Genomic DNA, 26,189 nt, shown 5'->3' on the forward strand with positions numbered 1-26,189 from the left:
CGAAGTCTGTCGGTGGGGCGTGATGCAATCGATGAATGAATACAGGCGGCCCGGTGGGAGAAACCACGGCAAGGGGCACCTCGAGAGGTAGGCACGGCAACGCTGCAACTCTCGTGCGGTCCCCGCGCGTGGCGAGTCTCTCTCGGACCTGGACGGGCGCGGCGCAGGCTCTGCTGGCCAGTGAGGCCGATGCCGCATCGGCGGCCGCGGACGGTGCACCGGGGTGGCGTCCGTGGCAGGTACTCGGCGGACCGGGTACCGGAAAATCTTCTCTTGTGGCGGACTACGCGGTGTCGCGAATCGTGTCCGGTGATCCCGAGTCGGTTCTCGTGCTCACCCAGTCGAAGCCTGCGGCCATCTCGATGCGGGAGCAGATCACGAGCGGTCTTTTTGCAGGCGAGCATTCGGTGCGTGCAACTCGGGAACCACTGGTCCGCACCGTGCACTCCTACGCCTTCGCTGTGTTGCGACTGCAGGCAGCGGTGTACGGCAACCCGCCACCGCGTCTGCTCACCGGAGCCGAACAGGACGCTGTGGTGCGTGAGATGCTCCACGGTGACATCGAAGACGGCGCTCTCGACTGGCCGGATCGTCTCCGGCCCGCCCTCGGAATGGCTGGATTCGTCACCGCGGTACGCGACTTGATGCTGCGGTCCTCCGAGCGTGGGATCGGGCCGGAGGGCCTGGTCAAATTGGGGCGCAAGCATTCACGTCCGGAATGGGTCGCCGTCGGCAAGTTCGCGAGCCGGTACGAGCAAGCGATGTTGCTACGAGGTGCGGTCGGTGTCGAAGCTGCAGGTGCGTCCGCGCCCGGCCTCGACGCCGCGGAGCTGATCGGCAGCGCACTGATGGCGTTCGCGACCGACCCCGATCTTTTGCATGCCGAGCGTACGCGCATCAGGCATTTGGTCGTCGACGATGCCCAGCATCTTGATCCGCAAGCAGCCGAGCTGGTTCGGCTCGTCGGCAGCAATACCGAATCGACAATCATCGCGGGGGATCCGGATCAGTCGGTGTTCACCTTCCGCGGCGCCGATCCGACGTTCGTGGCCGATCTCGCCGATCCCGGGGACGCCCGTCGCGTCGTGTTGACGCACAATTTTCGAAGTGCGCCTTCGGTTGCGAAGATCACGGGAATTATCGCCGGCCGCATTCCCGGAAGCAATCGTCACCGCGGCGCAGAGCCTGTCGCCGAACCACGCTACGGCGAGGCGAGAACGGTTGTGCAGGTGTTCGGATCGGCGGCGAAGGAAGCCGCGCTCATTGCCGACGTGATGCGACGCGCGCATCTTGTGGACGGTATGCCCTGGTCGGACATGGCAGTCGTGGTGCGATCGGTTCCGCGTGTAATTGCGCCATTGCGCCGTGCGCTGCACGGCGCGGGTGTTCCTCTCGTGACACCAGCATCGGAATTACCGCTGCACCGCCAACGCGGAGCCGTGGGTTTGTTGCTGGTTCTTCGCGCACTCGTGGATCCGTCCTTCGACGGAGAGGATTCGTTGGCACTTCTCTCCGGGCCGATCGGAGGCGCGGACCCAGTGAGTTTGCGCCGACTCCGACGAGGAGTTCGCCGGATCGAACTGGCAGCGGGCGGAGAACGAGATTCGTCGGAGCTTCTGCGCGCAGCGATCGTCGGAACCGGCCCGAACACGAAGTGGGGCGGACGTGGTCGCACGGATCTGATCTCTGAACTGTCCGACGTCGAATCGGCGCCTTTGCGCAAAGTTCTCGGCGTGATGCGTAGGGCAGATGCCGTCGTTCGCGGAGGCCGCGGCGTAGAGGATGTGCTCTGGGCAGCGTGGCAAGCGTCCGGTCTCGAACGCCGATGGTCTTCGGCATCGGCATTGGGCGGCTCGGCGGGGGCGCAGGCCGACCGAGATCTCGACGCGGTGGTAGCGCTGTTCGATGCGGCCGCGTCGTATGTGGACCGGCTTCCGCAAGCCAGGCTCGGCGGATTCGTCGAATATATTTCACAGCAGCAGATTCCGACGTCCAACTCGCTACGGTCGTCCACGGTGCCGGACGCCGTGACGTTGCTGAGCGCGCATTCGGCGGCAGGGCGTGAATGGGAACTCGTTGCCGTTGCCGGCGTGCAGGAGGGACTGTGGCCGGGGCTGCGCGCACGCGGAAGTCTGCTCGGCACCGAATCGCTTGTCGACCTCGCATCGGGGATGGCCGAGGCCGGGAAACTGATCGACAGCACACTGTCCAAAACTGCGCCCTTACTGGCAGAGGAAAGAAAGTTGTTCATGGTCGCGTGCAGTCGCGCTCGATCCGTTCTGCTCGTCACGGCCGTCGATTCCAACACAGGCGACACCGATCTCGTCCGGTCTCGGTTTCTCGACGAGTTGTCCGGACGTGACGGGGACTCCGAAGCGGCGCCCCCCGCCGAACCTGCGGCCCCACTGGACGGGCGCGTGCTCGCCCTTCCGATGTTGGTCGCGGAACTGCGTGGCGTCGTGTGTGATCCTGCGGTCGCCGAGGGAGACCCGGACAAACGCACGCGGGCTGCCCGTCAGCTCGCGAGACTTGCAGCTGCAGGTGTGAAGGGCGCTCATCCCGACGAGTGGTTCGGTGTGGCAGGCGTCAGCACCTCGGCACCGCTCTGGGCCCCGGACGACGGGCCTGTTCCACTGTCGCCGTCGACCGTCGAGCAGCTCACCACCTGCCCGCTTCGCTGGATGCTCGATCGGCACGGGGGAAACGATGGCGCCACTACTCACGCAGTGACGGGAACGCTGGTTCATACCCTCGTGCAGGCCGTTGCGGGCAATATGCCACCGGAGCAGGTTCGTCGAGCCCTTGAAACAGCTTGGGATGCAGTTGATCTGGGATCTCAGTGGTTTTCTCGGCACGAGCTCGACCGTACCGGCGCCATGCTGGAGACATTCGAGACATGGCTTCGCGGAAGCCGCGGCGAACTGACCGAGGCCGGCGTCGAAGTGAAAGTCGAAGGAGTGCTGGAGGCCAGGACGGAGAACGAGCCATCGGTTGCTCTGCGCGGCCGTATCGACAGGCTCGAACACGATCGCGACGGGCGTCCGGTGATCATCGATGTGAAGACCGCCAAGACGGTGATGTCCAAAGAGGATGCGCGAAGCCATAATCAGCTCGCTACCTACCAGGTCGCCGCAGCAGCGGGTGCGATCGAAGGAGAGCCTGCGGGCGAACCTGGCGGTGCTCGATTGGTCTTCGTCGCCAAGCCTCACAACAAGGAGGGCGCTACCCAACGCGTTCAGGAAGCTCCGACGCCGGAGAAACTGAAGGAGTGGCGTGACATCGTCCATCAGGCGGCCGCGTCCACCCAGGGCCCGTCATTCGAGGCCTACGTCAACGACGGGTGCAGACACTGCCCAGTGAAGTCGAGTTGCCCAGCACACGAAACCGGTAGACAGGTGACCGAGAATTGAGCACCCGCACAGCACCTCCACCGCGTAGCGACGTTGCCGTTCGTCAGCCCCGCATCGATCCGATAGAACTCGCACGTGCGCTCGGACAGAAGCATCCACCGACGCCCGAGCAGGCGGCGGTGATTTCAGCGCCACTCGGCCCCACATTGGTCGTGGCGGGTGCAGGAGCAGGCAAGACCGAAACGATGGCAGCGCGTGTGGTCTGGATGGTTGCCAACGAGCTGGTGGATCCCGACAGTGTCCTCGGTCTTACCTTCACGCGAAAGGCCGCACAGCAGCTCACGACTCGAATTCGCGTGCGGTTGGCGCGGCTGGCCGGTTCCGACGTGGTTCGAGCCCTCGACCCGAGTCTGAAACTTCGTGACCGCATCACCTCGGGTGAGCCGGAAGTGAGTACTTATCACTCCTATGCGGGGAGGCTTCTGTCCGAACATGGGCTGCTGCTCCCGATGGAGCCGTCGGCAACTCTGCTGTCCGAAACCGAACTGTGGCAGCTCGCGCACCGCGTCGTCAGTACCTGGGACGGAGACCTCGACACCGATCGCAATCCCACGTCCATCACAGAAGCGGTGCTCGCGCTGTCCGGGCAGCTCGCCGAGCACCTCGTCGACCCGGACGATCTTCGCACTGCGCACACCGATCTCGATCAACTCGTGCACATGCTCGGGCCCGGTCCGAAACAGCGGGGCGGCCCGTCCAAGATACTTCTCGATATTCTCGATGCTCAGCACAAGAGAGTCGCGTTGTTGCCGTTGGTGGAGCGGCTCGATCAGACGTTGCGTAGAGAGGGTGCTCTCGATTTCGGCAGCCAGATGTCACTGGCCGCACGCGTCGCGGCGGAGCATGCCGATGTAGGTCGTTCCGAGCGCGAGAGGTTTCGTCTCGTGTTGCTCGACGAATACCAGGACACCGGCCACGCGCAGCGAGTGCTGCTGTCCTCCTTGTTCGGTGGGGGATCGGACCAGTCGCTTGCACTCACCGCCGTCGGCGATCCCATGCAGTCCATCTATGGCTGGCGCGGCGCTTCGGCGGCGAACCTGCCCCGGTTCGCGACCGACTTTCCTCTTGCCGGCGGTACGCCGGCGCCGTGCCTCGAGTTGCTGACGAGTTGGCGGAATCCGCCCGAGGCGCTGGCTCTCGCCAACAAGATCACCGAGTCGTTGCGACAGAGCGGTGTCCCCGTGCCGACGCTGCGGGCAAGGCCGGGCGCGACGCCGGGCGATGTGCGGCTGGCGGTGACGGCCACCGTGATCGACGAGCGAGAATGGGTCGCCGATCGTATTGCTGCGGAATATCGTCGTGCGAGGGACGAGGACAGGCCCCCGCCTACCGCTGCGGTGTTGGTGCGCCGAAATGCTGACGCCGAACCGATCGCCGAGGCGCTCCGCAGCAGAGGCCTGCCCGTAGAGGTTGTCGGCCTTGGAGGGCTTCTGCACATCCCTGAGATCGCCGATGTGATCTCCATGCTCAGGCTCGTCGCAGATCCTGTGGCAGGTAGTGCCGCCATGCGCATCCTGACCGGATCCCGCTGGCAAATCGGGGCCGCAGATCTTCGCGCGTTGTCACAACGATCGCGAGAGCTTGGAATCAGAGGTGGTTTCGGCACTTCGGGCAAGGTAGACGATCCCGCTGCGCTCGAGTCGGCATTGGAAGGTTCGCTGCCTGGCGAACAGTCAGAGCAAGCCGGGTTGGCCGACGCGATCGCCGATCCCGGATCTGCCGAACGGTACTCGGAAACTGGGTTCCGGCGAATATCGGCGTTGGCTGCGGAGTTGCAGATTTTGCGTGGTCGGATCGGTCAGCCCCTCACCGAACTCGTCACCGATATCGAGCGGGCAATGGGGATCGGTATCGAAGCCCAGGCGCGAACGACGGTCGGCGCTTCCGCCGGCGTCGGACGTGAGCACTTGGACGAATTCGCCGTCGTGGTGGCCGATTACGCGGACAACCCCAGCGCGACCATCACCGGATTTCTGTCGTTTCTTGCCGCAGCCGAGACTGTGGAGAACGGTTTGGCGCCAGGAGAGGTCGAGGTCGCGCTGCACCGAGTGCAGGTACTGACGGTCCATTCGGCGAAGGGCCTCGAGTGGGAAGTTGTCGCGGTGCCGCACGTAGCGAAGGGGGTGTTTCCCTCGTCCACCTCGTCGTCGACGTGGCTCGGTGCGATGGCAGAACTACCGCCGTCGCTGCGAGGGGACCGCTCGGTCGTCGACGCCGACGGACTTATGTCCGAGGGTGTTCCCATTCTCGAGCTGAACGATCTGTACAACCGAAAAGATCTGCAGGACGCCATCGACCGACACAAGGATGCGCTCGCGCGCCGGAGACTGGCCGAGGATCGCAGGTTGTTCTACGTCGCGTTGACGCGGACCGAACGCGCCTTGTTCGTCTCTGCCCACCACTGGGACGAATCCTCGACCAAGTCGCGTGGACCGTCCGAATTCTTGGATGAACTGAAGACACTCGTGGACGAGCACTCGGAGACCGGTGCGGATCCGGTTGCGCGGATCGAGGAGTGGGCGCGCGTACCCGAGGATGGGATCGCCAATCCCCTTGCTTCCGAGCCGCATTCGGCCATGTGGCCGCGTGATCCACTGGGGTCGAGACGGATGGCCGTCGAAGCAGGAGCTCGAGCCGTCCTGGATGCCCTCGCTGAGCCCAGTGTTCCTACCGAGCCCAATACCCTCGTTGACGCTGGTGACGACGACGCTGGGGATCCCGAGAGCTGGGCAGCGGATGTGGACGCTCTGCTGGCCGAACGTGAGCGACGGTCCAGGTTGACCGTCGATGTTGCACTGCCGGAGAATCTCTCGGTGAGTCAGCTCGTCGAGCTTGCCGCGGACCCGGATGCGTTGGCCGCAAGGTTGCGCCGTCCTCTGCCGTACCCACCGAACCCGCTGGCCAGACGAGGTACCGCCTTCCATGCCTGGATCGAACGACGATTCGGTGCGACTCGACTGCTCGACCTCGACGAACTGCCGGGCTCGGCTGACACCGGTGCTGCAGCCGACGTCGACCTCGAGACACTTCAGCAGGCGTTTCTGGATTCCGAGTGGTCGTTACGCAGCCCGATCGAGGTGGAGGTGCCCTTCGAAACTTCGGTTGCCGGAACCGTTCTGCGTGGTCGAATCGACGCCGTGTTCGCCGACTCGGACGGCGGTTGGACGGTCATCGACTGGAAGACCGGTGCCGAACCGAGCGCAACCGAGGAAAAGTCGGTCGTAATGCAGTTGGCTGCCTACCGAATTGCGTGGGCCGAACTGATGTCGGTGTCGCGCACCGAGCCGGTCCCTCTGGACAAGGTTCGCGCAGCATTCCATTACGTGCGGAGTGGACGCACCATCGCGCCTGTCGACCTACCCGATGTCCACGCGCTGGCGGCCCTGATCGACGGTACGGCTGCTGCACCCGGCACGAGCTGGCCTATGGACACAACCACCTCCCCCGACACCGCGGTGCCGGAGGTCGGGTTCTCACAGGAGGACTGATTTCCTCCTACGAGGCGTTTCGTCTTGCCTTCAACGATTCCGTCACCAACGGAATCTGCAGCGGCAGGCGCGCGAGCAACGCGGCCTTCACCGCCGGCGACGTTTTGGGATTTGCCACGACTCGGCGCGCAAGGTCGATGTTTGCAGGGAAGACGGCGATGAACAGTACTGCCGCCAACGCACCGCCGATTCGTCTGGTCCGAGGCACGGCGAGGGCGGTCGCAACGGCGAGCTCGGCAACACCCGATACCTGCGTGTAGGTGCGGGCCGAACCAGGCAGAGCGGTCGGAACCTGCATGTCGAAGAACTTCGGGGTGGCGAAGTGAAGTGCGCCCGCGCCCCCCAACAACACTGCCAATCTCACTGCGGCTGCCTGACTCGTGCGCTGTGTCATGGGGTACACCGTGCCACACGAGGGGACGCGTGTTCTCCGGTGTGGCATCGAGTAGCAGTGTCGTGGGTGCCCAACCGGTCCGACCGGGTTACGCTGCCAGCCGTGAACAATCGGAGTAGGCACCGTGGCAGGTAGATTGCGCGCTCGGTTGAGCGAAGGTGACACACTCGCGGACAAGCCAGACTTCGCACTCGTCGGAGTTCTACGGATCCCGGAACTGCAGAGCAGTCCGTGGCGGGCGATTTATCGGCGAATTCTCATCGCACTCGCGGCTCTGATGCTCGCCGCGATCATCGTCTATCTCGATCGCGACGGTTACCGGGACGCACAGGACAACGAACTGTCGTTCCTCGACTCGTTGTATTACGCGACGGTGTCGCTCTCGACCACTGGCTACGGAGACATCACTCCGATCACGCCGTCGGCCCGTTTGATCAATATTCTCGTCATCACCCCACTTCGAATCTTCTTCCTCATCTTGTTGGTCGGCACCACGCTCGCAGTTCTTACCGAGCGGTCCCGGCAGGCATTCAAAATTCAGCGATGGAGGCGCAGCGTGCGCAATCACACCGTGGTTATCGGTTTCGGAACCAAGGGCCGCACCGCCGTCGACGCGATGCTCGGAGACGGTGTGCCTGCCTCCGAGATCGTGGTCGTCGACACTGATCAGGCAGTTCTCGATTCTGCATCGAACATGGGGCTGGTGACCGTCCACGGGTCGGCCACCAAGTCCGATGTGCTCCGGCTGACGGGAGCTCAACATGCCGCCGCCATCATCGTCGCGACCAACCGCGACGACACTGCTGTGCTCGTGACTCTCACTGCGCGGGAGATCGCGCCCAAGGCAAAAATTGTTGCGGCGATCAGGGAGGCTGAGAACACTCACTTGCTCAGGCAGTCCGGTGCCGACTCGGTTGTGGTGTCCTCGGAGACCGCTGGTCGTCTGCTCGGCATCGCAACCACGACACCGAATGTCGTGGAAATGATCGAGGACTTGCTGACTCCGGAGGCCGGTTTCGCCATTGCGGAACGCGAAGTGGAGCGTGATGAGGTGGGTGGGTCACCGCGACATCTCAATGACATCGTGCTCGGTGTCGTTCGCGCCGGAAAGTTGTTCAGGGTCGGTTCACCCGAGGTCGACGCAATCGAGGCAACCGACCGGCTGCTCTACATCCGCCGCGTCGGGGAGTGATCGGCGCGCAGTAGGCTCGTACTCGTGCGAAGATTCGAACTCGGTACACCGCCCCTGCTCTCGCGCTCTCCGTTGAACCGAGCGGAAGAGTTGCGGAAGGACACCGAGGCGTTACGTGCGGGCTGGTCCACCGCACACATCCTTCAGGTCGACCAGCGCGGCAGGCTGCGTGTCGACGATTCGGGATTGGTGTACGTGCCTGCGACAGACGTGGCCGCGGAACCGGCGTTGGATGCGGTCTTCCTCGGTATCGACGGTGGTCGGCATCTGTGGGCGCAGCGAGTCGGTGTACTGGCCGGTGAATTGGGCGATCTGCGCACGACCGGCGACCGCTTGAGCGAAGTCGAGTTGTCGATTCTGACGAGCGCGCTCGCAATTCTGAACTGGCATGCACGTTCGAGCTTCAGTGCGCTGGACGGTGCGGCAACGACACCTACGTCGGCAGGCTGGTCCAGGATCAGCACCTCCAACGGGCACGAGGAGTTTCCGCGCACCGACCCCGCGGTCATCTGCCTGGTGCATGACGGCGCCGATCGAATTTTGCTGGCGCGCGCCCCCACGTGGCCGGAACGTAGGTTTTCGGTGCTCGCCGGGTTTGTCGAAGCCGGCGAGTCGCTCGAGACATGCGTTCTTCGCGAGATCAAGGAAGAAGTCGGAATCGCCGTGACCGACATCACCTATCTCGGCAGTCAGCCGTGGCCGTTTCCACGTTCGGTGATGATCGGATTCTCCGCTGTGGCCGACCCGGACGTTCCGCTGCAATTTCTCGACGGCGAGATTGCGGAAGCACATTGGTTCAGCCGCGACGAAGTGCGGGACGCACTCGAACTCGGCGATTGGTCGAGCGATTCGGATACCCGGCTGTTGCTGCCGGGATCCATCTCCATTGCCCGCGGAATGCTCGAAGCGTGGGCTGCGGCCGAGAGCTGAGCCGCTACAGGTTCAACGAGCGCTTCACTGCTGCGAGGGTGGGATTCGTAGCGGTGGTGCCGTCGGCGTAGCGAACGGTCGGCACGATGTGGTTGCCGTTGTTCACACTTCCGACGAACTCGGCGGATTTCGGATCATCCTCGATGTCGATCTCCGCATAGGCGATTCCCGCTTCGTCGAGCTGGGTCTTGAGCCTGCGGCAGTATCCACACCACGTCGTGGAGTAGATGGTCAAGGCGGCCGTGTCGTCGGCGGTGTTCGCGATGGTAGTCACGACAACAGTCAACGTCGTGGGTCGTGTTGTTGTTCCACCGGGTGTGTGGCTCGGATGGATCCGCTGAGTGCGTGGCCGGGAAAGAACAGTGTCCGAGCAGCCTGACAAGATGGAGGCCATGTCTGTGGATTCGATGACCACCGGGTTGGATCCCGAGCAGTCCGCTGCCGTCTCCGCTCCGCGCGGGCCCGTATGTGTTCTGGCAGGAGCAGGTACGGGCAAGACGCGCACAATCACCAGGCGTATCGCGCACCTCGTCTCTGCTGGCCACGTGTCGGCCGGGCAGGTGCTGGCCGTGACGTTCACCGCTCGCGCGGCGGGGGAGATGCGCGGCCGGTTACGCGCGCTGGGCGTCGGAGGTGATGGCCCCGCCGTGCAAGCTCGGACCTTTCACGCTGCGGCGCTACGGCAGCTGAAGTATTTCTGGCCGCAGGTCGTGGGAGACACCGGCTGGCAACTGCTCGACCGAAAGTTTGCGTTGGTGAGTCAAGCCGCGAATCGGGCAGGCATCTCCACGGCCACCGATTCGATCCGCGACCTTGCCGGGGAGATCGAATGGGCCAAGGGCTCGCTCGTCGCGCCGGAGGATTACCCGGCGATCACTGCGCGATTGCGTCGAGAAGTACCGATGGATGCGGCCAAGGTCGCGTCCGTGTACGCGGGGTACGAGGATCTCAAATCGCACGGCGGTGACGGAATGCTGCTGGACTTCGACGATTTGCTGCTGCACACCGCAGCTGCACTCGAGGAACATTCGGCCGTTGCCGACGAGTTTCGCGAGCGCTACCGGTGTTTCGTCGTCGACGAATACCAGGACGTGACCCCGCTTCAGCAGCGTGTGCTCGACGCCTGGCTCGGCGAACGAGACGACCTCACTGTCGTCGGTGACGCCAACCAGACGATCTACTCTTTCACCGGTGCGACTCCGCGCTATCTGCTCGATTTTTCTCGGCGTTTCCCCGATGCGACGGTCGTCCGGCTCGAGCGCGACTACCGATCGACACCCGAGGTGGTTTCGCTTGCCAACCGTGTGATCGGAGCAGCTCGTGGCCGAATCGCCGGTACGAGGTTGCAGCTGATCGGGCAGCGGCCCCCGGGTCCTGAGCCTGAGTTCTTCGAGTATGACGACGAGCCTGCGGAGGCCGATGGTGTTGCGCGTGCGATCAAGCGACTGATCTCGAAAGGTGTTGCGCCTGCGGAGATCGCAGTGCTCTACCGTATCAACGCGCAGTCGGAGGTGCACGAGCAGGCGCTGACCGGGATGCAAATCCCCTACCAGGTGCGCGGAGGAGAAGGGTTCTTCAACCGACCCGAAGTGAGGCAGGGTATTTCGGCTCTACGAACAGCTTCCGGTCGCGGCGATCTGCCGGAGGCCTCGAAAGTCGGAGATGGACTACCCTCGCTCGTGCGGGCGGTACTCGCACCCTTGGGGCTGACGGCTACCGAACCCGCCGGTGCTCAGGCTCGTGAAAAATGGTCATCGCTTGGAGGCATCGTTCAGGTCGCCGAAGAACTCGTCGTGCAGGATCCCGAGATCGACCTCGATCGCCTTCTGACGGAACTGGCCGCGCGCGCCGAGGCTCGACACCCACCCGTCGTCCAAGGAGTGACGTTAGCTTCTTTACACGCGGCCAAGGGTCTCGAATGGGACGCAGTATTCATCGTCGGACTTGCGGACGGTACGCTGCCGATCTCGCACGCGCTCGGCAACGACCCGAGTGCGAACAACGATGCGGCCATCGAGGAAGAACGACGACTGCTGTATGTCGGCGTCACCAGAGCGCGGCAGCACTTGCATCTGTCGTGGGCGCTCGCCCGCAACGAAGGCGGGCGGAAGTCTCGTCGCAGATCGAGGTTTCTCAACGGTCTGATTCCGGAGGAGTCACCTGCCTCGCGCATCGCGACGACTCCGTCGACGAAGAAGTCCGGGCCGAAGTGCAGGCTGTGTGGGAAGCCGCTGCTCGGCACTGCGGCAACCATGCTCGGCCGCTGCGAAAGCCATCCCACCGACGTCGACATCGGATTGCTCGATGCATTGAAGTCGTGGCGTCTCGACAAGTCTCGCGAATTGAAGGTTCCCGCGTACGTGGTATTCAGCGACACCACGTTGACGGCGATCGCCGAGCAGCAGCCCCAGGACGACAGGGGGCTCGTCGCGATCCCTGGGATCGGGGCAAAGAAACTGGAGCGCTTCGGCGAGGACGTGTTGACGGTTGTCAGGGACTCTTCGAGCGACTGACCCCGCTTTCCGTCGAAACCGCAGGTAGACATTTCGACATAACCGCAGGTAGAAAATAACTTGTGCAGTTTCGACCAACAGGTTTAGTCTGTTTTCATTGCTAACGGGAGACCGCGAGCAGTACACGTGCCCGAAAGGGTAGGTGTGAGCAGATACAAGACAATTGCCCGCATTCGATTCGAGAACTGGAGGTGGAGAAAAATGAACAATCAACTATTCGGCTTTGCCGTGATCAGTGCAGATTTGGGTATCACCAAATCCGTGCTCGGTGTCTCCGCTTCCAGCTACGTCGGCGGTAACGCTCTCCTGACCGCCGCCTCCGCTCCGGCCGCCTCCAGCCTCATTGCTGCACCCACGACGGGCTCCACGTCGAATAGTGCAATGCAGGCGCAGGAAGCAGCAGGAGCTGCCGAGAAGGCCGCGGCCGAGCAGTGGCCAGCACATCCGGCAGCACCCGCAGCACGTCGTCGCCGCGCACACGTGGCGTCCGTGATCGAAGATCGATATCGAGAGAGTTCTCGGTAGCGATACTCGATTCGCCTTCCAGGCCACGGACCCGCATACGCGGACCGTGGCCTTTTTCGTTCGATGAGTCCCCTCGAATTCGAACGTTCGGCTCACCTGGTTCGCAGAATTTCCGCCAACTGTAAACACGCCGTACGAAAAGTAGAGGAGACCGACGTGTCAACCGTCACGGTCCGGACGACATGCCGATACCAGTCCGACTCAGCGCCGAACGACACTGCGCAGTACCCGATGGACGCGCAGATCAGCGCAGCCGAGAATGCAGGCTTCGAAGTACCCTGTCGTGCAGCTGATCCCGATATGTGGTTTGCCGAGAATCCTGGCGAGCTCGAACGCGCCAAGGAGCTGTGCGCGGAATGCCCCATCCGTCGAACCTGCCTCAGTGCAGCGCTGGATCGCGCTGAGCCATGGGGTGTATGGGGAGGCGAAATCCTCGACCAAGGAGTCGTCATCGCCCGCAAGCGTCCACGTGGACGGCCGCGCAAGCATCAGCAGGTTGCGTGAGGCTTTATCCGATCGAGACGCGCAGCCGACTGAAGCCAGTGGTGCCGGAAAGCTCAGTGGGGCCTGGCTTTTCTGACGAAGCAGATCAATCTTCGTCCGTGAAGCCGGGCATCCACTCGGTGAGGATGGACATGTAGGGGGCGTAGGCATCGAGTTGCGCGCAGATGCCTACGAGGCCGCCGAGAACGCGAAAGATCATGATGTATTCGGCCGGCATGTTGAGTGCTCGCGCAGTACGGAATTGAGCGCTGTCGAATTCGGTCGCGGAACCTGCGGCCTTCTGGAGCCACGAACGAGTGAAATGGAAGGATTCGGCCCGAATGGGATCGGTGAACGGACGCAGGTAGTCCGAAATCTCCTGTGCGGTAACAGTCCGTCCAGGAATAACGAAACCGCTCTCGGTGCAGAGTGCCACCAGCTCGTCGAAGCGTTCTTCGCGGGCGAGACGAACCATCCTACCGAGCACCGGCGGTAGTCCGTTCGGCATCGGGGCAGTGGCACCGAAGTCGATGACACCGAGTCTCCCGTCGGCGAGCATCATGAAGTTTCCTGGGTGTGGATCGGCGTGCAGCAAACCCGCGCGTGCCGGCGCAGTGAAGGCGAACCGAACGAGTAGCTCGCCCGCGGCATTGCGTTGGTCTACCGATCCATTCGAGATGATCGACGAGAGCGGTGTGCCCGTCATCCATTCGGTTACCAAAACTTTCGGCGCGCTTGCCACGACACGGGGGATGGCGAAGCGGGCATCTTTGTCGAACTCCGCGGCGAAGGCGCGTTGGCTGGTGGCTTCGATGCGGTAGTCGAGCTCGTCCTCGGTGCGCGCGATCAATTCGTCCAGCACCGGTTTGACGTCTGCGCCGGTGAAAATGGCGCTGAACGTGTTCGCGAAACGCGACATCGTCTTGAGGTCGGCACGCAGAGCATCGTCGGCACCGGGGTACTGCACCTTCACGGCAACATCGCGCCCATCCGACCACACCGCCCGATGCACTTGACCAATGCTGGCCGAAGCGACCGGTGTGTCTTCGAAGGATGTGAACCGGGAACGCCACGCGGTTCCGAGTTGGTGGTCGAGGACACGATGAACTTTCGCTGCCGACAACGGCGGCGCGTCCGCCTGGAGTTTGGTGAGCGCCTCACGGTACGGCTCTGCGAACTCCTCGGGCACGGCGGCTTCCATCACGGACAGTGCCTGCCCGAATTTCATTGCGCCGCCCTTGAGCTCGCCGAGAACCGAGAACAACTGTTCGGCGGCCTTCGCCGCCAATTCCGAGTCGATCTCGTCGCGATTGCCACCGGCCAACTTCTTTCCGAAGCCGACAGCGGCCCGACCGGCGATGCCGATGGGGATGCGAGCGAGCTTGGCGGTGCGGGCTGAACCCCGGCGAGGAATGTCTGGCACACCACCATCATGGCTGACCGAGCGCCCTCGTGCCCACAGCGCAGGTGAGAGCGACCTAAACCGGTGGTCTCGCGCTCAATGAGTGCAGTCGCACAGCGGATGACGGCCCCATGTGCGACGAGTCATCGTGTGGTCTCTCAGGTCCACTTCGAGCGTCATGTCGGCCAGGGGAACGCGCCGACCGTCGATGAATGCCTCGACCTGTGCCAGCGCGACCGCCGCAGCGGCAAGAACTGTGGGCTTGCTCGCATGGCCCACCCTCCCGAGCAGCTGAGCCGAGATATGCGGCCACTGAGGATCCAGATCGCAGCGGACGAGATCGGCGCAGCGCAGGCAACTGCTGACCCCTGGCAGCACGAAAGGGCCGATAGCTGCGCGGCCGTCGCGCAGTCGGACCTGAAGGTGCGGGGTTCGCGTGCGCACCAAACTCGTCACTACCCGAGGATCGGGGACCATGTCGTCGGTCAGCAGGACGACGTGGCACTGGCTGCTCTCGCGCTCCGCTGTCTGACGTCGTGTCGACGTCGATCGGTGTACGACGAGAGTAGAAGACGGTACGGCTCCGGAGACGACGGCGTCTGCGATCGGTCCGCGTCCGAGCACGTGCACGACGGTCACCTTCGACGTGGACGAGGCCGGTCGGGGTGCCGAGGGGTCGCCTCCCTCGGTCAACAGTCCCGATTCGTCGAGCTCCGACAACAGAGTGGACATCGAGTTGGCGGACAGTCCCACGGTTCCCGCATACCAGATCATGTGTGCACGTGAGTGGACTCCGTCGAGACGCCTGAGCAACTCCAGTAGCACTTCCGACTCGACGCCGGGAGGGGCGGCTACGAGAAACGAACGCTCGGGATGCCAACCGAGACGGACGTTCCCATCCCGTTGAGCGAACACGGGGATATCGAGCTTGGGTCGGCGTACCGGCGATGTAGGCATGCAGCGCACGATGTCAGGCTCGGTGAATCGAGGCCGTCGTCAGATGTAAGTTATCCACAGCCTCGTGTGGTGGCTGAGCTGCAGGGATCTAGAAAATATGGGGTGTACCGACAATTTTTCGGTACACCCCATATCTCACTCGCTTTCGCCCTTTTTCTCGCGCTCGGATCGTTCCTGCGCCTCGGTCGCTTCGAGCTGTGCGATCGGGTCGTCGAAGCTACTGGTACCTCCACCGACGACTCCGTCGATGAATCCTGCTGGATCGTCGAGATCAGCCGAGACCGGCAGCAGGTCCGGGTGAGCCCACACTCCGTCGCGGCCGTCGATACCTGCCGCCGTGGTGAGACGCCGCCACAGATCGCCTGCCTCGCGGACCTTGCGGGGACGAAGTTCCAACCCGACGAGAGTCGCGAACGTCTGTTCTGCAGGACCACCCGAAGCACGTCGGCGTCTGATTGTCTCGCCGAGTGCACCTGCGCCGGGCAGGCGATCACCGAGAGCGTCGGACACGACGGTCTCCACCCAACCTTCGACCAAGGCCAGCAGAGTCTCGAGGCGCTCCAGCGCCGCCTTCTGTTCAGGCGTCGTTTGTGGCTCGAAGGCACCCTGCTGCAGGATCTCCTCGATCTTCGACGGATCGGTCAGCGACGACGGATCAAGTCCGGCTGCGGCTTCCTCGATTGCCGAGAAGTCCATCCGAATGCCGCGCGCGTACTCCTCCACCGTGGCGAGGACCCTCTGCCGAAGCCAGGGCACGTGGCTGTAGAGCCGTTGGTGCGCGGCCTCGCGTGCGGCGAGGAAGACGAGCACTTCGCGTTCAGGCTGTTCGAGGCCTTCGGTGAAAGCGGCAATTGCCTCGGGGAGCAGTGCCGCGACTCCGCTGGGACCGAGAGGAAGGCCGATGTCGGTGGAGGTCAACACCTCTTTGGACAGCTGTCCGAGAGCCTGGCCGAGTTGGGAACCGAATGCCATGCCGCCCATCTGCGTCAGCATCCCCATCATCGGGCCTGCCATCTGCTGGGCCTCGGGAGGAAGTCCTGCCGTCCACATGCCCGAGATTTGTTCGGCGACTGGATCGCACAATCGCTTCCAGGTGTCGATGGTGTTGTCGAGCCAGTCTCCGGCGGTCCACGCCGCGGTCTTGGACGCTCCTGCGGGAAGCGTCGTTGCAGCATCGAGCCACAACTCGGCGAGGTGAGCTGCCTCGGACACCGCCTCGGACTTACCCGCCGAAACGGGAGAGACGTTTCCGATCTGTTGGCGCGCCAACTGCTTGGCAAGGTCGTAGTTGACGGGCCCTGCTGAAGCTGCACCGGCACCCGCTGCGCCCATTCCGCTGAGCATCTGCCCGAACTGGGAGAGCATCTGGCCCAGTGCGGCGGGGTCGAAACCCTCACCGCCGAATCCGAATCCGCCGGGAGTGCCGTCTCCGCTTTGATCCTTCTTGTCCGGATCCTCGTCGGAGCTGTGGAAACCAAAATTGCTCATACCGCCAACGGTACAAGGCGTAGACGCGATGAGCACCGCTCGAGATCACGCTGGTGGCGAACATCGCGCATCGGGGGGTGTGTGCCGGTAACGAGGGGGTCTCACATCTGGCGCACAGCCGCCGGTTCTAATGTTTGTCGGGTGAATCGTAGGATTGCCACTCTGGTCGCCGCTCTCGTGCCGGTCGTCGTACTCGGCGTCGTGGGTTCGGTGATCACCGTGCCGTTCGCCGCCCTCGGCCCAGGACCCACCTACAACACACTCGGTGACGCCGGCGGTGTGCCGGTCGTGCAGATCGATGGAGCCGATGTCGACCCGACCACCGGTCATCTCAACATGACCACCGTTGCGGTAAGGGATCAACTGAACATCTTCGAAGCGTTCGGGTTCTGGGTGAGCGGTCGCCAGGGCCTTGTGCCCCGTGAAGAGGTCTACCCGGCGGACAAGTCGAAGGAAGAGGTTCAGCAGAGCAATCAAGCAGACTTCGAGGAGTCCGAGGACAGTGCCGAACTGGCAGCGTTGCACCACCTCGGTCTACCCGTCGTCCTGGTCGTGGGGGCTGTCGCGCCGGACGGGCCTGCTGCGGGCCTGCTCGGTGCGGGCGAACGCTTGATTTCCGTCGCGGGTGATCCTGTCGAGACGGTCTCTGGCGTCCGAGACACAGTGAGCACACGGGCGCCCGGCGAGTCGATCGATATCGTCGTGGAGAAGGACGGCGTCACGCGTACCGAATCCGTCGTGCTGGGCGCGAGGCCCGATGATCCCGAAAGTGGCTACCTCGGCGTGACACCGGCAGAGGAGCCCGACGTGCCGTTCACCGTCAAGTTCAATCTCGCCGATGTCGGCGGCCCTTCGGCAGGCTTGATGTTCAGTCTTGCCGTCGTCGACAAGCTCAGTCCAGGCGAACTGAGCAACGGCGACTTCGTGGCAGGCACCGGAACCATCGACTCGACGGGTGCAGTCGGGCCCATCGGCGGGATTCCGTACAAGCTGATCGCAGCGCGTGAGGCAGGCGCTTCGACGTTCCTGGTGCCCGCACGCAACTGCGACGAGGCACTGCAGAACGTCCCCGACGGACTTCGGCTCGTGAAGGTCGACACTCTCGACAGCGCTATCGACTCACTGCAGTCGCTCGGCAGGGGGCAAGACGCACCGAGTTGTTGATCGTGTCGGGATCAGTCGTCGTCCACGACATCGAAAGTCGCGTACAAACCCTCGACGATTCCCGGTGCCAAGTTCTCGTAGACAAGAAGTTCGACGGGACCGAAAGGATCTGCGTCGTCGTCGGGATGCATCTGAAGAAGAGTCAACGACGGGCCGTCCTTGACTATCGCTGCGATGAGACGCCCATCCTTGCGATCGGGATGGGACTGCGCGGCGTGCCGTGCGGCATCGTCGGCGGCATCTCGATCGGCCAACAACGGGACCAGCGCGTCGTCGAGCGCGGATTCCGCAGCGGGTGGTAGCACTACGATTTCCTGCACGAGGGCGCATCCGACGACGCCTTCGGGCCACGTGGTGGTGGCGAGGAATTCGTCGAGAGCCGGTGACCCGCCGCCGATGTCCTCCGGCAGCGAATGCTGCTGGATCGGAGTGAGAGCCGAACCGTCGGCGAGATCGTCGAGCAATCCCGGTTCCGCGGCGGCCAGTACAGCGGTTGGTACCAGTGCGAACAGCTGCGGGCGTTGCCCCCACCCTTCGCCGTCGACGAAGTCGGCCACCTCGCGGGCACACCTAGCCAATGCATGTTGCACGGACGCCGCGCCACCGAGGGAACTCGTGTGTCCGTCGGGGTCGGTGTCGTCGCCGAACAGGTCTTCGTTGAAATCGCTCACGCGCTCATCCTCCCATCGACGGTCCTGCCGGTCGTGCACGGCCGCGGTAAGTGGGTGACGGGTGTGAGCGGAAGGGTGAGCTGTTCCGTACAGTGGTTCCCAAATCGGACAGGCGGCGCACATCGTGTGTCGCCGAACCCATCAGCGATACCTGAAGGTGTCGCCCGAAGTTGGAGTGTGTCACGTGGGCATGAGGGCCCCCACCGGATTACCGTCGCTATCGCGGCGGAGCCGGATTTTACTTGTTCTGGCCTTGGTCCTCGCAGCGTTGCTGCTTGTCGGTCCTCGCGTCATCGACACCTACACGAACTGGTTGTGGTTCGGGGAAGTCGGCTTTCGGCAGGTGTTCACCACGACACTGCTGACGCGCCTGGTGCTCTTCCTGCTCGTGGGCTTGTTTGTCGGGGTCGTGGTTTTTCTCGCGCTCATGCTTGCATACCGCAATCGGCCTGTTTTCGTTCCCGTTGCGGGCCCGAACGATCCAATCGCTCGTTATCGCACGACGGTGATGAGCAGATTAAAACTGTTCGGCATCGGAATACCTCTTGTTTTCGGAGTGATTTCGGGTCTCGTCGCGCAGACGAGCTGGATTACGGTCCAACTCTTTTTGCACGGCGGCGATTTCGGCGTCGCCGACCCTCAGTTCAACTTGGACATCGGGTTCTACACGTTCGATCTACCGTTCTACCGCTTCGTGCTGAACTGGTTGTTTGTCGGCACACTGATCGCGTTTTTCGCGAACCTGGTCACCCATTACGTCTTCGGCGGTATCAGGCTGGCGGGCCGTGAAGGCGCACTCACTCGGGCCGCTCGAATTCAGTTGGCAGTGTTGGCCGGATCGTTCGTGCTGTTCAAGGCAATCGCCTACTGGTTCGACAGATACTCGCTCCTCTCGAGCAGCCGCAAGGAACCGATCTTTTCCGGAGCCGGCTTCACGGATATCAATGCAGTGCTGCCCGCGAAGCTCATTCTGCTTGCGATCGCATTGATCTGTGCTGCCGCCTTTTTCGCGGCAATCTTTCTCCGCGATCTGCGCGTTCCAGCGCTGGCAACTGCGCTTCTGGTCCTGTCGTCGATTCTGGTCGGGGCCGTATTCCCGTTGCTCATGGAGCAGTTCTCGGTGCGCCCAAACGCTGCGGAGAAAGAACGCCCGTATATCGAGCGGAACATCGCAGCTACCAGAGATGCGTACGGTATCGGCGACGACGTCGTCGAGTACCAGAACTACTCGGGTGAGAGCTCGAAAAACCCTCGAGAAAGCCCCGCGGACATCACCACAATTGCCAACACGCGTCTGCTGGACCCGAACATTCTGTCGCGTACCTTCACGCAGCAGCAGCAGCTGAAGAACTTTTTCGGCTTTCCCGACACATTGGACATCGACCGTTACGACATCGACGGCCAACTGCAGGATTATGTCGTCGCGGCGCGTGAACTCGCGCCTCAAAGTCTCACCGGCAACCAGACGGACTGGATCAACCGTCACACGGTGTACACCCACGGCAACGGTTTTGTAGCCGCTCCAGCCAATCGCGTGAATGCTGCGGTGCAGGATCCTGCAGCCGAAGGGGCCAGCAGTAACAGCGGTTACCCGATCTACACCGTCAGCGACATTGCGTCCGAGGGCACCAAACAGGTGATACCCGTCGATCAGCCTCGGATCTATTACGGCGAAGTAATCGCCAAAGCGGATCCCGATTACGCGATAGTCGGTGCAGCCGGGGCGGGCGACCGAGAGTACGACACTGACGATTCGAACTACACGTACACGGGCGCGGGTGGGGTATCGGTTGGCAACTGGTTCAACCGTCTGGCGTTTGCCGCCAAGTACGCCGAGCGAAACATCTTGTTCTCGGGGGCAATCGGCGATGACTCCAAAATCATCTTCAACCGTGACCCACGTGATCGAGTCCAGAAGGTGGCGCCGTGGCTGACTACGGATAGTGACTCCTACCCGGCAGTAGTCGACGGAAAGATCGTGTGGATCGTCGACGGTTACACAACGCTGGAAAATTACCCGTATGCGCAACGGGCATCGCTCGATGGTTTGACAGCCGACAGCGTGGAGTCGACAACGGGTAGGGCGCTCCCGAAGGAAGAGGTTTCGTACATTCGAAACTCTGTGAAGGCGACCGTCGACGCGTACGACGGGTCGGTGACGCTGTACCAGGTTGACGACAAGGACCCCGTTTTGAACGCCTGGATGGGCGTGTTCCCCGACTCGGTCAAGCCCGGGTCCGAAATTCCATCCGAACTGCGTTCGCACTTTCGCTACCCAGAGGACCTTTTCAAGGTTCAGCGCGAGATGCTCGCGAAATACCACGTCGACAACCCGAACGAGTTCTTCACCAACAATGCGTTCTGGTCTGTTCCCAGTGACCCGACAGGTGAAGGTGGGACAGGCAGCGAACTCAATCAACCGCCGTACTACGTGTTGATCGGTGATCCGGAAACTGGAAAGCCGTCTTTCCGATTGACCAGTGCCATGGTCGGTTTCAATCGAGAACTTCTGTCTGCGTACATATCTGTGCGATCCGATCCAGACAACTACGGCAAGTTCACGGTGCTGCAGCTTCCCACCGACACGCAGACGCAGGGTCCGCAGCAGGCGCAGACCTCGATGGTCTCGGATGCTCGCGTGGCGTCGGACAGGACCCTGTTGGAGCAGTCGAACGAGTTCCAGTACGGCAATCTGTTGACGTTGCCCATTGCAGATGGCGGCATTCTGTACGTCGAGCCGTTGTACACGTCTCGGAAGAACGCTGCGACGTCGACATTCCCGCAGTTGACCAAGGTTCTGGTCAGTTATCGCGAACCGGGGGCCGACGGTGGGGTACGCGTGGGGTATGCCCCAAGGTTGTCCGAAGCGCTCGATCAGGTTTTCGGTCCCGGAACAGGCACGGCTGCTACAGCTCCTGGTGGCGACGCGGCTGATCCGCAACCAACCGAGACACCGACGACGGGTGGCACCGTCACTGTGCCACCGGCCACAACGCCCAACCAGCCGACGGCCGCAGAGGTTCAGCGACTGAATTCCGCTCTCGCCGACGTCAGGACGGCGCAGTCCAGCGGTGATCTGAGTCGACTGGGCGCAGCGTTCAACGCGTTGCAGCAAGCGATCGACGCGTACCAGCAGTAGCCGGCCGGCTACGCTCAGCGCGAAGAAGCGGCACCGTCACCTCTCATTTCGAGGTGACGGTGCCGCTTCTCTGCTACGAATGCTGGGAATGTCCCAGATCGGGATTTACTGTCCGATCGAGGCAAGCACGGGGTTGGTGCTGACGAGCTGCTGGAACTGTGCGCTCAGACCGAACTGATCTGCAAGCTTGGACGCCGCGTCGAGCCCCTGCTGAGCCGCGGTGGTCGCCTGATCGGCGGCCTGCTGCGTGGGTGCCTGGTACTCAGGTGCGACGGGGAGTGCCGGGGCCTCAGGTGCCGGGGCCTCGGGTGCCGGTGCCGCGGCAGCGGGAGCGGCCTCGACCTCGGAAGCTCCTGTAGTCAGCTGCTGTCCGCAGACAGGCCATGCGCCGACGCCCTGGGTTTGCAGAACATTCTCGGCCACGCGGACCTGTTCGGCCTTGGAAGCGCTCTGCGGCGAGCCGGAACCACCGTTGGCGCTCCATGTGCTCTGAGTGAACTGCAGGCCGCCGTAGTAGCCGTTACCGGTGTTGATGTTCCAGTCGCCGCCGCTCTCGCACTGTGCGACGCCGTCCCAGTTGTGCTCGGCTGCGCTTGCGGTGCCGGTGGAAAGGCCGAGGGGAATTGCTACGACTGCGCCGGTGACGGCGGCCCATCCGAGTGCACGCTTACCGAAATTTGTTTCTTTGGTCATGCGGGGTAAATCCTCTCCGCGCCGCCTGTCACGACCAGCCGTAGGGCACGTCGTATCTGGACGTGTCCCGGCACCGTGTACGAAATTGAGCTCGTACGTGTCGCGGCTCTGCCCCCGTGCGTATCGGGGAACCATCTCCCGCGGGGCAGAGCGATGCAGCGGCGGGGGAGGTACTGACCCTGCGTTGTAGGGCCGTCCGTGAAGGTAGTCGAGGATTTTCGTGACGTCACACGAAGGTTTTGGTGGTTGGCCGTCCACACTGTGGGATGGTTCAGGCTGTTTCTGCAGGTGGGGGAGTGTTGGGATGCTTTCGTTTCCAGTTCGTTACACCCTTGTTATGTGGGATGTATCACCAGTAAAGTGTGGTCCAGGGCACTGAAATCACAACCCGAGGTGCAGTAATTCGCGTTCCTTACTATCTGATCCGAGCGCTGTGTAACGCGCGCTCGTTCCGATTGGTACATGTGATTTGCATTCACCGGACACCGTCGGGTAACTTAGCTTTTGCAGCGCGGGGTGGAGCAGCTCGGTAGCTCGCTGGGCTCATAACCCAGAGGTCGCAGGTTCAAATCCTGTCCCCGCTACTACAGATCAGGCCCGAGTCCCTTCAGGGGAGTCGGGCCTGATCTTTTTGGCATTTCCGTAGGTCGAACGCACGCCGTGTCGTCGACGCCCTGGCCTCACATCGTTTCCGAGCGACCCAACCAAACTACGGATCGACTAGTTACCGCGGTCGGAAGAATCGTCGGTACTTTCCTCGACATCATCGCTCGCCTTGGCCGTGAGATCGACTGTGTCGCCGCCTTCGAGGACAGTTAATTCCTGTTCGGCCTCGGCTATCAAGCCTTTCGCCTCGTCCTTGATCTTTTTCGCCCAATCGGACATTATTCTGCTCTCCTCCGCTTCGACGTGTACCTCACCTATCTACCAGGTCTACTCGACGGACTGGTCGGCGGTCTGGTCGCTCGTCGTACTCATCTCGTCGTTGTGTACGAGTTGGGTTCGTAGAACCTTGCCTGTTGCATTTCTGGGTAACGCGTCGACGAACACGATGTCCCGAGGCACCTTGTACCGCGCGAGATTCGCCTTCACGAAATCCTTGATGCCGTCGGGGTCTCGCGGGGAGAGCGGCGCTGGAACCACATACGCCTTCAATCGGTGCCCGAATTCAGGATCGGCGACGCCGACCACTGCGGCCTCGACGATGTCGGGATGGTCGGCAAGCAGGTTCTCCACTTCAAGCGGGTAGACGTTCTCGCCGCCGGACACGATCATGTCGTCGTCACGTCCGTCGACGAACAGCAAGCCGTGGTGGTCGAAATGGCCGACGTCGCCAGTCGACAGCATTCCGTCGATTCGTTCCTTGTCTCGTCCGTCCGTATATCCCGAGAAGCTGAGTCCGCTGGAAACGAAGATCCGGCCGACGGTGCCCACTGTGGTCACGCGACTGCCATCGTTGTCGAACAATTCCACGTGACATGTGACGGGAGGGCGGCCGGCAGTATCAGGCGCGAGTGCGAGGTCTTCCGGTGTGGCGACGGTGGCAACGGCGACTTCGGTGGAGCCGTACAGATTGTGCAGAACGGGGCCGAACTGCCGCGCTGCTCGTCGGACGAGGTCGGGCGACATCGCTGATCCGGAAGCAAAGATGATCTGAAGGGCCGACGTGTCGTACTGCGCCAGTACCTCGGGGCCGAGATCGACGATTCGTTGCAGCATTGTCGGCACCAACACCAGCGAGTCGGCCCGATGGTCGGCAACAAGCCGCATCGTGTTCTCCGCATTGAACTTGCGGTGCATCACTACGGTGTTCTTCAGTGCGAGAGCCAAAGCGAACTGTGACAAGCCCGTTCCATGAAAAATGGGAGCGGCCATGATCATTGTCTGGTCGCGACGCAGCGGGATGCGGTCGAGGAATTGAGCGGATGCCAGCGGCGACGTGTGATCGCGTGGTGCGCCCTTCGGGGTCCCTGTCGTGCCGCTCGTCAGTAGGACGAATCCGCCAGGAGAGGCCGGTACCTGTACCGCGCCCGTCGATCGAGTGCTCTGGACGTCGTCGAGAGTCGGTATCGCGGTATCCGAGTTTCCCGACCATGCCAGGTAGCGTTTGACCTCAGGAGCAAGCGCCGAAGCAAGGGTCGCGAATTCTTCGTCATACACAAATGTCCGGACTTGCTCGCGTGCAGCAACGTCGGCCAGCTGTGGCGGCGCAAAGCCGGTGTTGAGCATGACCAATCGGAGCCCGCCCTTGGCGGCTGCCAGCATCGTCAGGACCAGCCCGCGATGGTTGCGAGCCATCACGCCCACAACCGATCCGGCGCCGACCCCGTCACTGAGCCAACCCCGAACGAGCGCATTCGACCGTGCCTCCAGGTCACCGTAGGTGAGGGTTCCTAGTTCATCGACGATGGCCGGCGTGGTGATACCCGCGGTTGCGTGCGCGTGAACCGGGCCGGCGAAGGGGCCATATTTTCCGACCGCTCTGATGGCGGCGATTCCCTGATCGATACGGGGGAACGGCACCAGCCCCGACCGGTTCATCACCCGTAGCGCACCCGCGCTGTCGATGATGTGCGACAGCGTCCGATGACGCGCGATACGTCGCTGTACCGACATGATCGTCCCCCTCGAGATCGTTTCGGCAGCCGCGCTCGCATTCTCGAATTCGGCTTGCGTGCAGACGCGTCGAAGAATTAGAGATGACACCCCGCGGTGTTCGATCCTAGTTCGAACACCGTACCGGTGGTTCGGAAGACTTCGATTGATGTCATCGAACTGGTGTTCGAGTTTCTGTCGGTGGGTCGGGTTATGTTTCTCGTATGGATTCGGGGGATGGGCACGCAGAGGCGATCGACACAGCTGATGCTGTGTTGTCGCTGCTCGACCCTGAACGGCACTGGGGTGATTCCGGGGATTGGTTCGAGAATCTGCATCCCCCGTGCGAACTGTCGCCGACCGATGCCGAGTTCGAGGTGGAGAAGTTCGCGCGGTGGTTCGAGAGCTTCCCGTTGGAGGTCGATCCGTTCGACACTGCGGCTGGGCATGATTCGGGTGTCGAACCGGTCGGGGTGGTTGATCCGTCGGTGCCGGTGATCGAGGCTGCCTATCTCGCGAAGGTCGTCGCGATCATCGAGGAGCAGGTCGAGATCCTCGGTCGCATCGATAACGTCGTACTGTGCAATTCGGATCGTCGTGGCCTGCTGGTGCGGGCCGAGGCGGTGCAGCGGGCCTTGTTCGGGTTCTCGCACACCTGGATCGCTGATGTCATCGCTCAGCACGGGCTCGACGACATTCCCGGCTCGGTCCCGTACGCACTGTCGAGTGTGATGCGGTTTTCCTCGAGACGTGCGGGGCAGCGGATCCGGCTCGCGAATCACTTCGGTCACCGCTCGGCGATGTCCGGGGAGCGACTCGTTCCGGAGCATGCGGCGACCGCCGCGGCCGCTGTGGATGGTGTCCTCGACGAGGAACATCAGGTCATCGTCAAGAAGTTCTTCACCAGCTTGAGCCGCGACATCGACATCGAGACCCGTGAGAACGCGGACCGGCAGCTCGCGGAGTTGGCGCGGCAGCTGGGTCCGGAGGAGTTCGATGCGGCCGCGAAGCGGCTGTTTGAATCACCCTAGGTTTTGTGCCGCCTCCAATGTGGGCTGATCCCCGGTGGTGAGGTCAGCGTAGTGGAGCGTTTCGTATTCGATCGGTGGCATGTGACCGATGCTTGAATGAAGCCGCTTGACGTT

Annotated in this window: 19 protein-coding genes and 1 tRNA gene; 11 read left to right on the forward strand and 9 right to left on the reverse strand. The window is 62.7% G+C overall.

Annotated features, from left to right (window positions below; translation table 11 throughout):
* Window positions 1-35 precede the first annotated feature (35 nt).
* Window positions 36-3,410, forward strand: coding sequence for an ATP-dependent helicase (locus tag QMK17_RS17995; protein ID WP_283510652.1), 3,375 nt, complete (start codon window positions 36-38; stop codon window positions 3,408-3,410).
* The gene (locus tag QMK17_RS18000; RefSeq protein ID WP_283510653.1) at window positions 3,407-6,898 is read left to right on the forward strand and encodes an ATP-dependent helicase; all 3,492 of its coding nucleotides are present in this window, start codon (window positions 3,407-3,409) and stop codon (window positions 6,896-6,898) included. The genes QMK17_RS17995 and QMK17_RS18000 overlap by 4 nt, the downstream gene beginning before the upstream one ends.
* Before the next feature lie 7 nt (window positions 6,899-6,905).
* On the opposite strand, the gene QMK17_RS18005 is transcribed toward QMK17_RS18000, so the two are convergent.
* Window positions 6,906-7,292 (reverse strand): DoxX family protein, encoded by a 387-nt coding sequence (locus tag QMK17_RS18005; protein WP_283510654.1) that lies wholly within the window; start codon window positions 7,290-7,292, stop codon window positions 6,906-6,908.
* A gap of 124 nt (window positions 7,293-7,416) precedes the next feature.
* On the opposite strand from QMK17_RS18005, the gene QMK17_RS18010 reads away from it, so the two are divergent.
* The gene (locus QMK17_RS18010) at window positions 7,417-8,484 is read left to right on the forward strand and encodes a potassium channel family protein (RefSeq protein WP_283510655.1); all 1,068 of its coding nucleotides are present in this window, start codon (window positions 7,417-7,419) and stop codon (window positions 8,482-8,484) included.
* 24 nt (window positions 8,485-8,508) lie between these two features.
* Window positions 8,509-9,414, forward strand: a complete 906-nt coding sequence (nudC, locus tag QMK17_RS18015) for an NAD(+) diphosphatase (RefSeq protein WP_283510656.1) — start codon at window positions 8,509-8,511, stop codon at window positions 9,412-9,414.
* Window positions 9,415-9,418: 4 nt separating this feature from the next.
* Here the strand turns inward: nudC and QMK17_RS18020 are convergent, their stop codons facing one another.
* Complete coding sequence (locus QMK17_RS18020) at window positions 9,419-9,679, reverse strand: mycoredoxin (RefSeq protein WP_283510678.1); 261 nt, start codon at window positions 9,677-9,679, stop codon at window positions 9,419-9,421.
* A 118-nt stretch (window positions 9,680-9,797) separates the two neighbouring features.
* Between QMK17_RS18020 and QMK17_RS18025 the strand changes: the two genes are divergently transcribed.
* From QMK17_RS18025 to QMK17_RS18035, 3 genes are all read left to right on the forward strand, one after another.
* A complete protein-coding gene (locus tag QMK17_RS18025; protein ID WP_283510657.1) occupies window positions 9,798-11,927 on the forward strand; it encodes an ATP-dependent DNA helicase UvrD2 in 2,130 nt (709 codons plus the stop codon).
* A gap of 201 nt (window positions 11,928-12,128) precedes the next feature.
* Entirely contained in the window at window positions 12,129-12,452 is a 324-nt protein-coding gene (locus tag QMK17_RS18030; protein WP_283510658.1) for a hypothetical protein, read from the forward strand.
* Between the two features lie 231 nt (window positions 12,453-12,683).
* Complete coding sequence (locus QMK17_RS18035) at window positions 12,684-12,956, forward strand: WhiB family transcriptional regulator (protein ID WP_283510679.1); 273 nt, start codon at window positions 12,684-12,686, stop codon at window positions 12,954-12,956.
* 85 nt (window positions 12,957-13,041) lie between these two features.
* Here the strand turns inward: QMK17_RS18035 and QMK17_RS18040 are convergent, their stop codons facing one another.
* From QMK17_RS18040 to QMK17_RS18050, 3 genes are all read right to left on the reverse strand, one after another.
* The gene (locus QMK17_RS18040; protein WP_283510659.1) at window positions 13,042-14,358 is read right to left on the reverse strand and encodes an ABC1 kinase family protein; all 1,317 of its coding nucleotides are present in this window, start codon (window positions 14,356-14,358) and stop codon (window positions 13,042-13,044) included.
* A 75-nt stretch (window positions 14,359-14,433) separates the two neighbouring features.
* Complete coding sequence (locus QMK17_RS18045) at window positions 14,434-15,294, reverse strand: hypothetical protein (protein WP_283510660.1); 861 nt, start codon at window positions 15,292-15,294, stop codon at window positions 14,434-14,436.
* A gap of 135 nt (window positions 15,295-15,429) precedes the next feature.
* Entirely contained in the window at window positions 15,430-16,782 is a 1,353-nt protein-coding gene (locus QMK17_RS18050; RefSeq protein ID WP_283510661.1) for a zinc-dependent metalloprotease, read from the reverse strand.
* A gap of 141 nt (window positions 16,783-16,923) precedes the next feature.
* On the opposite strand from QMK17_RS18050, the gene QMK17_RS18055 reads away from it, so the two are divergent.
* Window positions 16,924-17,946, forward strand: a complete 1,023-nt coding sequence (locus tag QMK17_RS18055; protein WP_283510662.1) for a YlbL family protein — start codon at window positions 16,924-16,926, stop codon at window positions 17,944-17,946.
* 11 nt (window positions 17,947-17,957) lie between these two features.
* On the opposite strand, the gene QMK17_RS18060 is transcribed toward QMK17_RS18055, so the two are convergent.
* On the reverse strand, window positions 17,958-18,536 hold the full coding sequence (locus QMK17_RS18060) for a PPA1309 family protein (protein WP_283510680.1): 579 nt from the start codon (window positions 18,534-18,536) through the stop codon (window positions 17,958-17,960).
* A gap of 265 nt (window positions 18,537-18,801) precedes the next feature.
* Between QMK17_RS18060 and QMK17_RS18065 the strand changes: the two genes are divergently transcribed.
* Entirely contained in the window at window positions 18,802-21,756 is a 2,955-nt protein-coding gene (locus QMK17_RS18065; RefSeq protein WP_283510663.1) for a UPF0182 family protein, read from the forward strand.
* A 105-nt stretch (window positions 21,757-21,861) separates the two neighbouring features.
* Here the strand turns inward: QMK17_RS18065 and QMK17_RS18070 are convergent, their stop codons facing one another.
* Entirely contained in the window at window positions 21,862-22,449 is a 588-nt protein-coding gene (locus QMK17_RS18070; RefSeq protein ID WP_283510664.1) for a transglycosylase family protein, read from the reverse strand.
* 510 nt (window positions 22,450-22,959) lie between these two features.
* Here QMK17_RS18070 and QMK17_RS18075 point away from each other — a divergent pair.
* Window positions 22,960-23,033, forward strand: a tRNA-Met gene (locus QMK17_RS18075).
* Window positions 23,034-23,169: 136 nt separating this feature from the next.
* On the opposite strand, the gene QMK17_RS18080 is transcribed toward QMK17_RS18075, so the two are convergent.
* Window positions 23,170-23,334, reverse strand: coding sequence for a hypothetical protein (locus QMK17_RS18080; RefSeq protein WP_283510665.1), 165 nt, complete (start codon window positions 23,332-23,334; stop codon window positions 23,170-23,172).
* A 48-nt stretch (window positions 23,335-23,382) separates the two neighbouring features.
* On the reverse strand, window positions 23,383-25,065 hold the full coding sequence (locus QMK17_RS18085; protein ID WP_283510666.1) for an acyl-CoA synthetase: 1,683 nt from the start codon (window positions 25,063-25,065) through the stop codon (window positions 23,383-23,385).
* Window positions 25,066-25,268: 203 nt separating this feature from the next.
* Between QMK17_RS18085 and QMK17_RS18090 the strand changes: the two genes are divergently transcribed.
* On the forward strand, window positions 25,269-26,075 hold the full coding sequence (locus tag QMK17_RS18090; RefSeq protein ID WP_283510667.1) for a DUF222 domain-containing protein: 807 nt from the start codon (window positions 25,269-25,271) through the stop codon (window positions 26,073-26,075).
* Window positions 26,076-26,189: the final 114 nt, after the last annotated feature.

Source organism: Rhodococcus sp. G-MC3 (assembly GCF_030063335.1).
Lineage (GTDB): Bacteria > Actinomycetota > Actinomycetes > Mycobacteriales > Mycobacteriaceae > Rhodococcoides.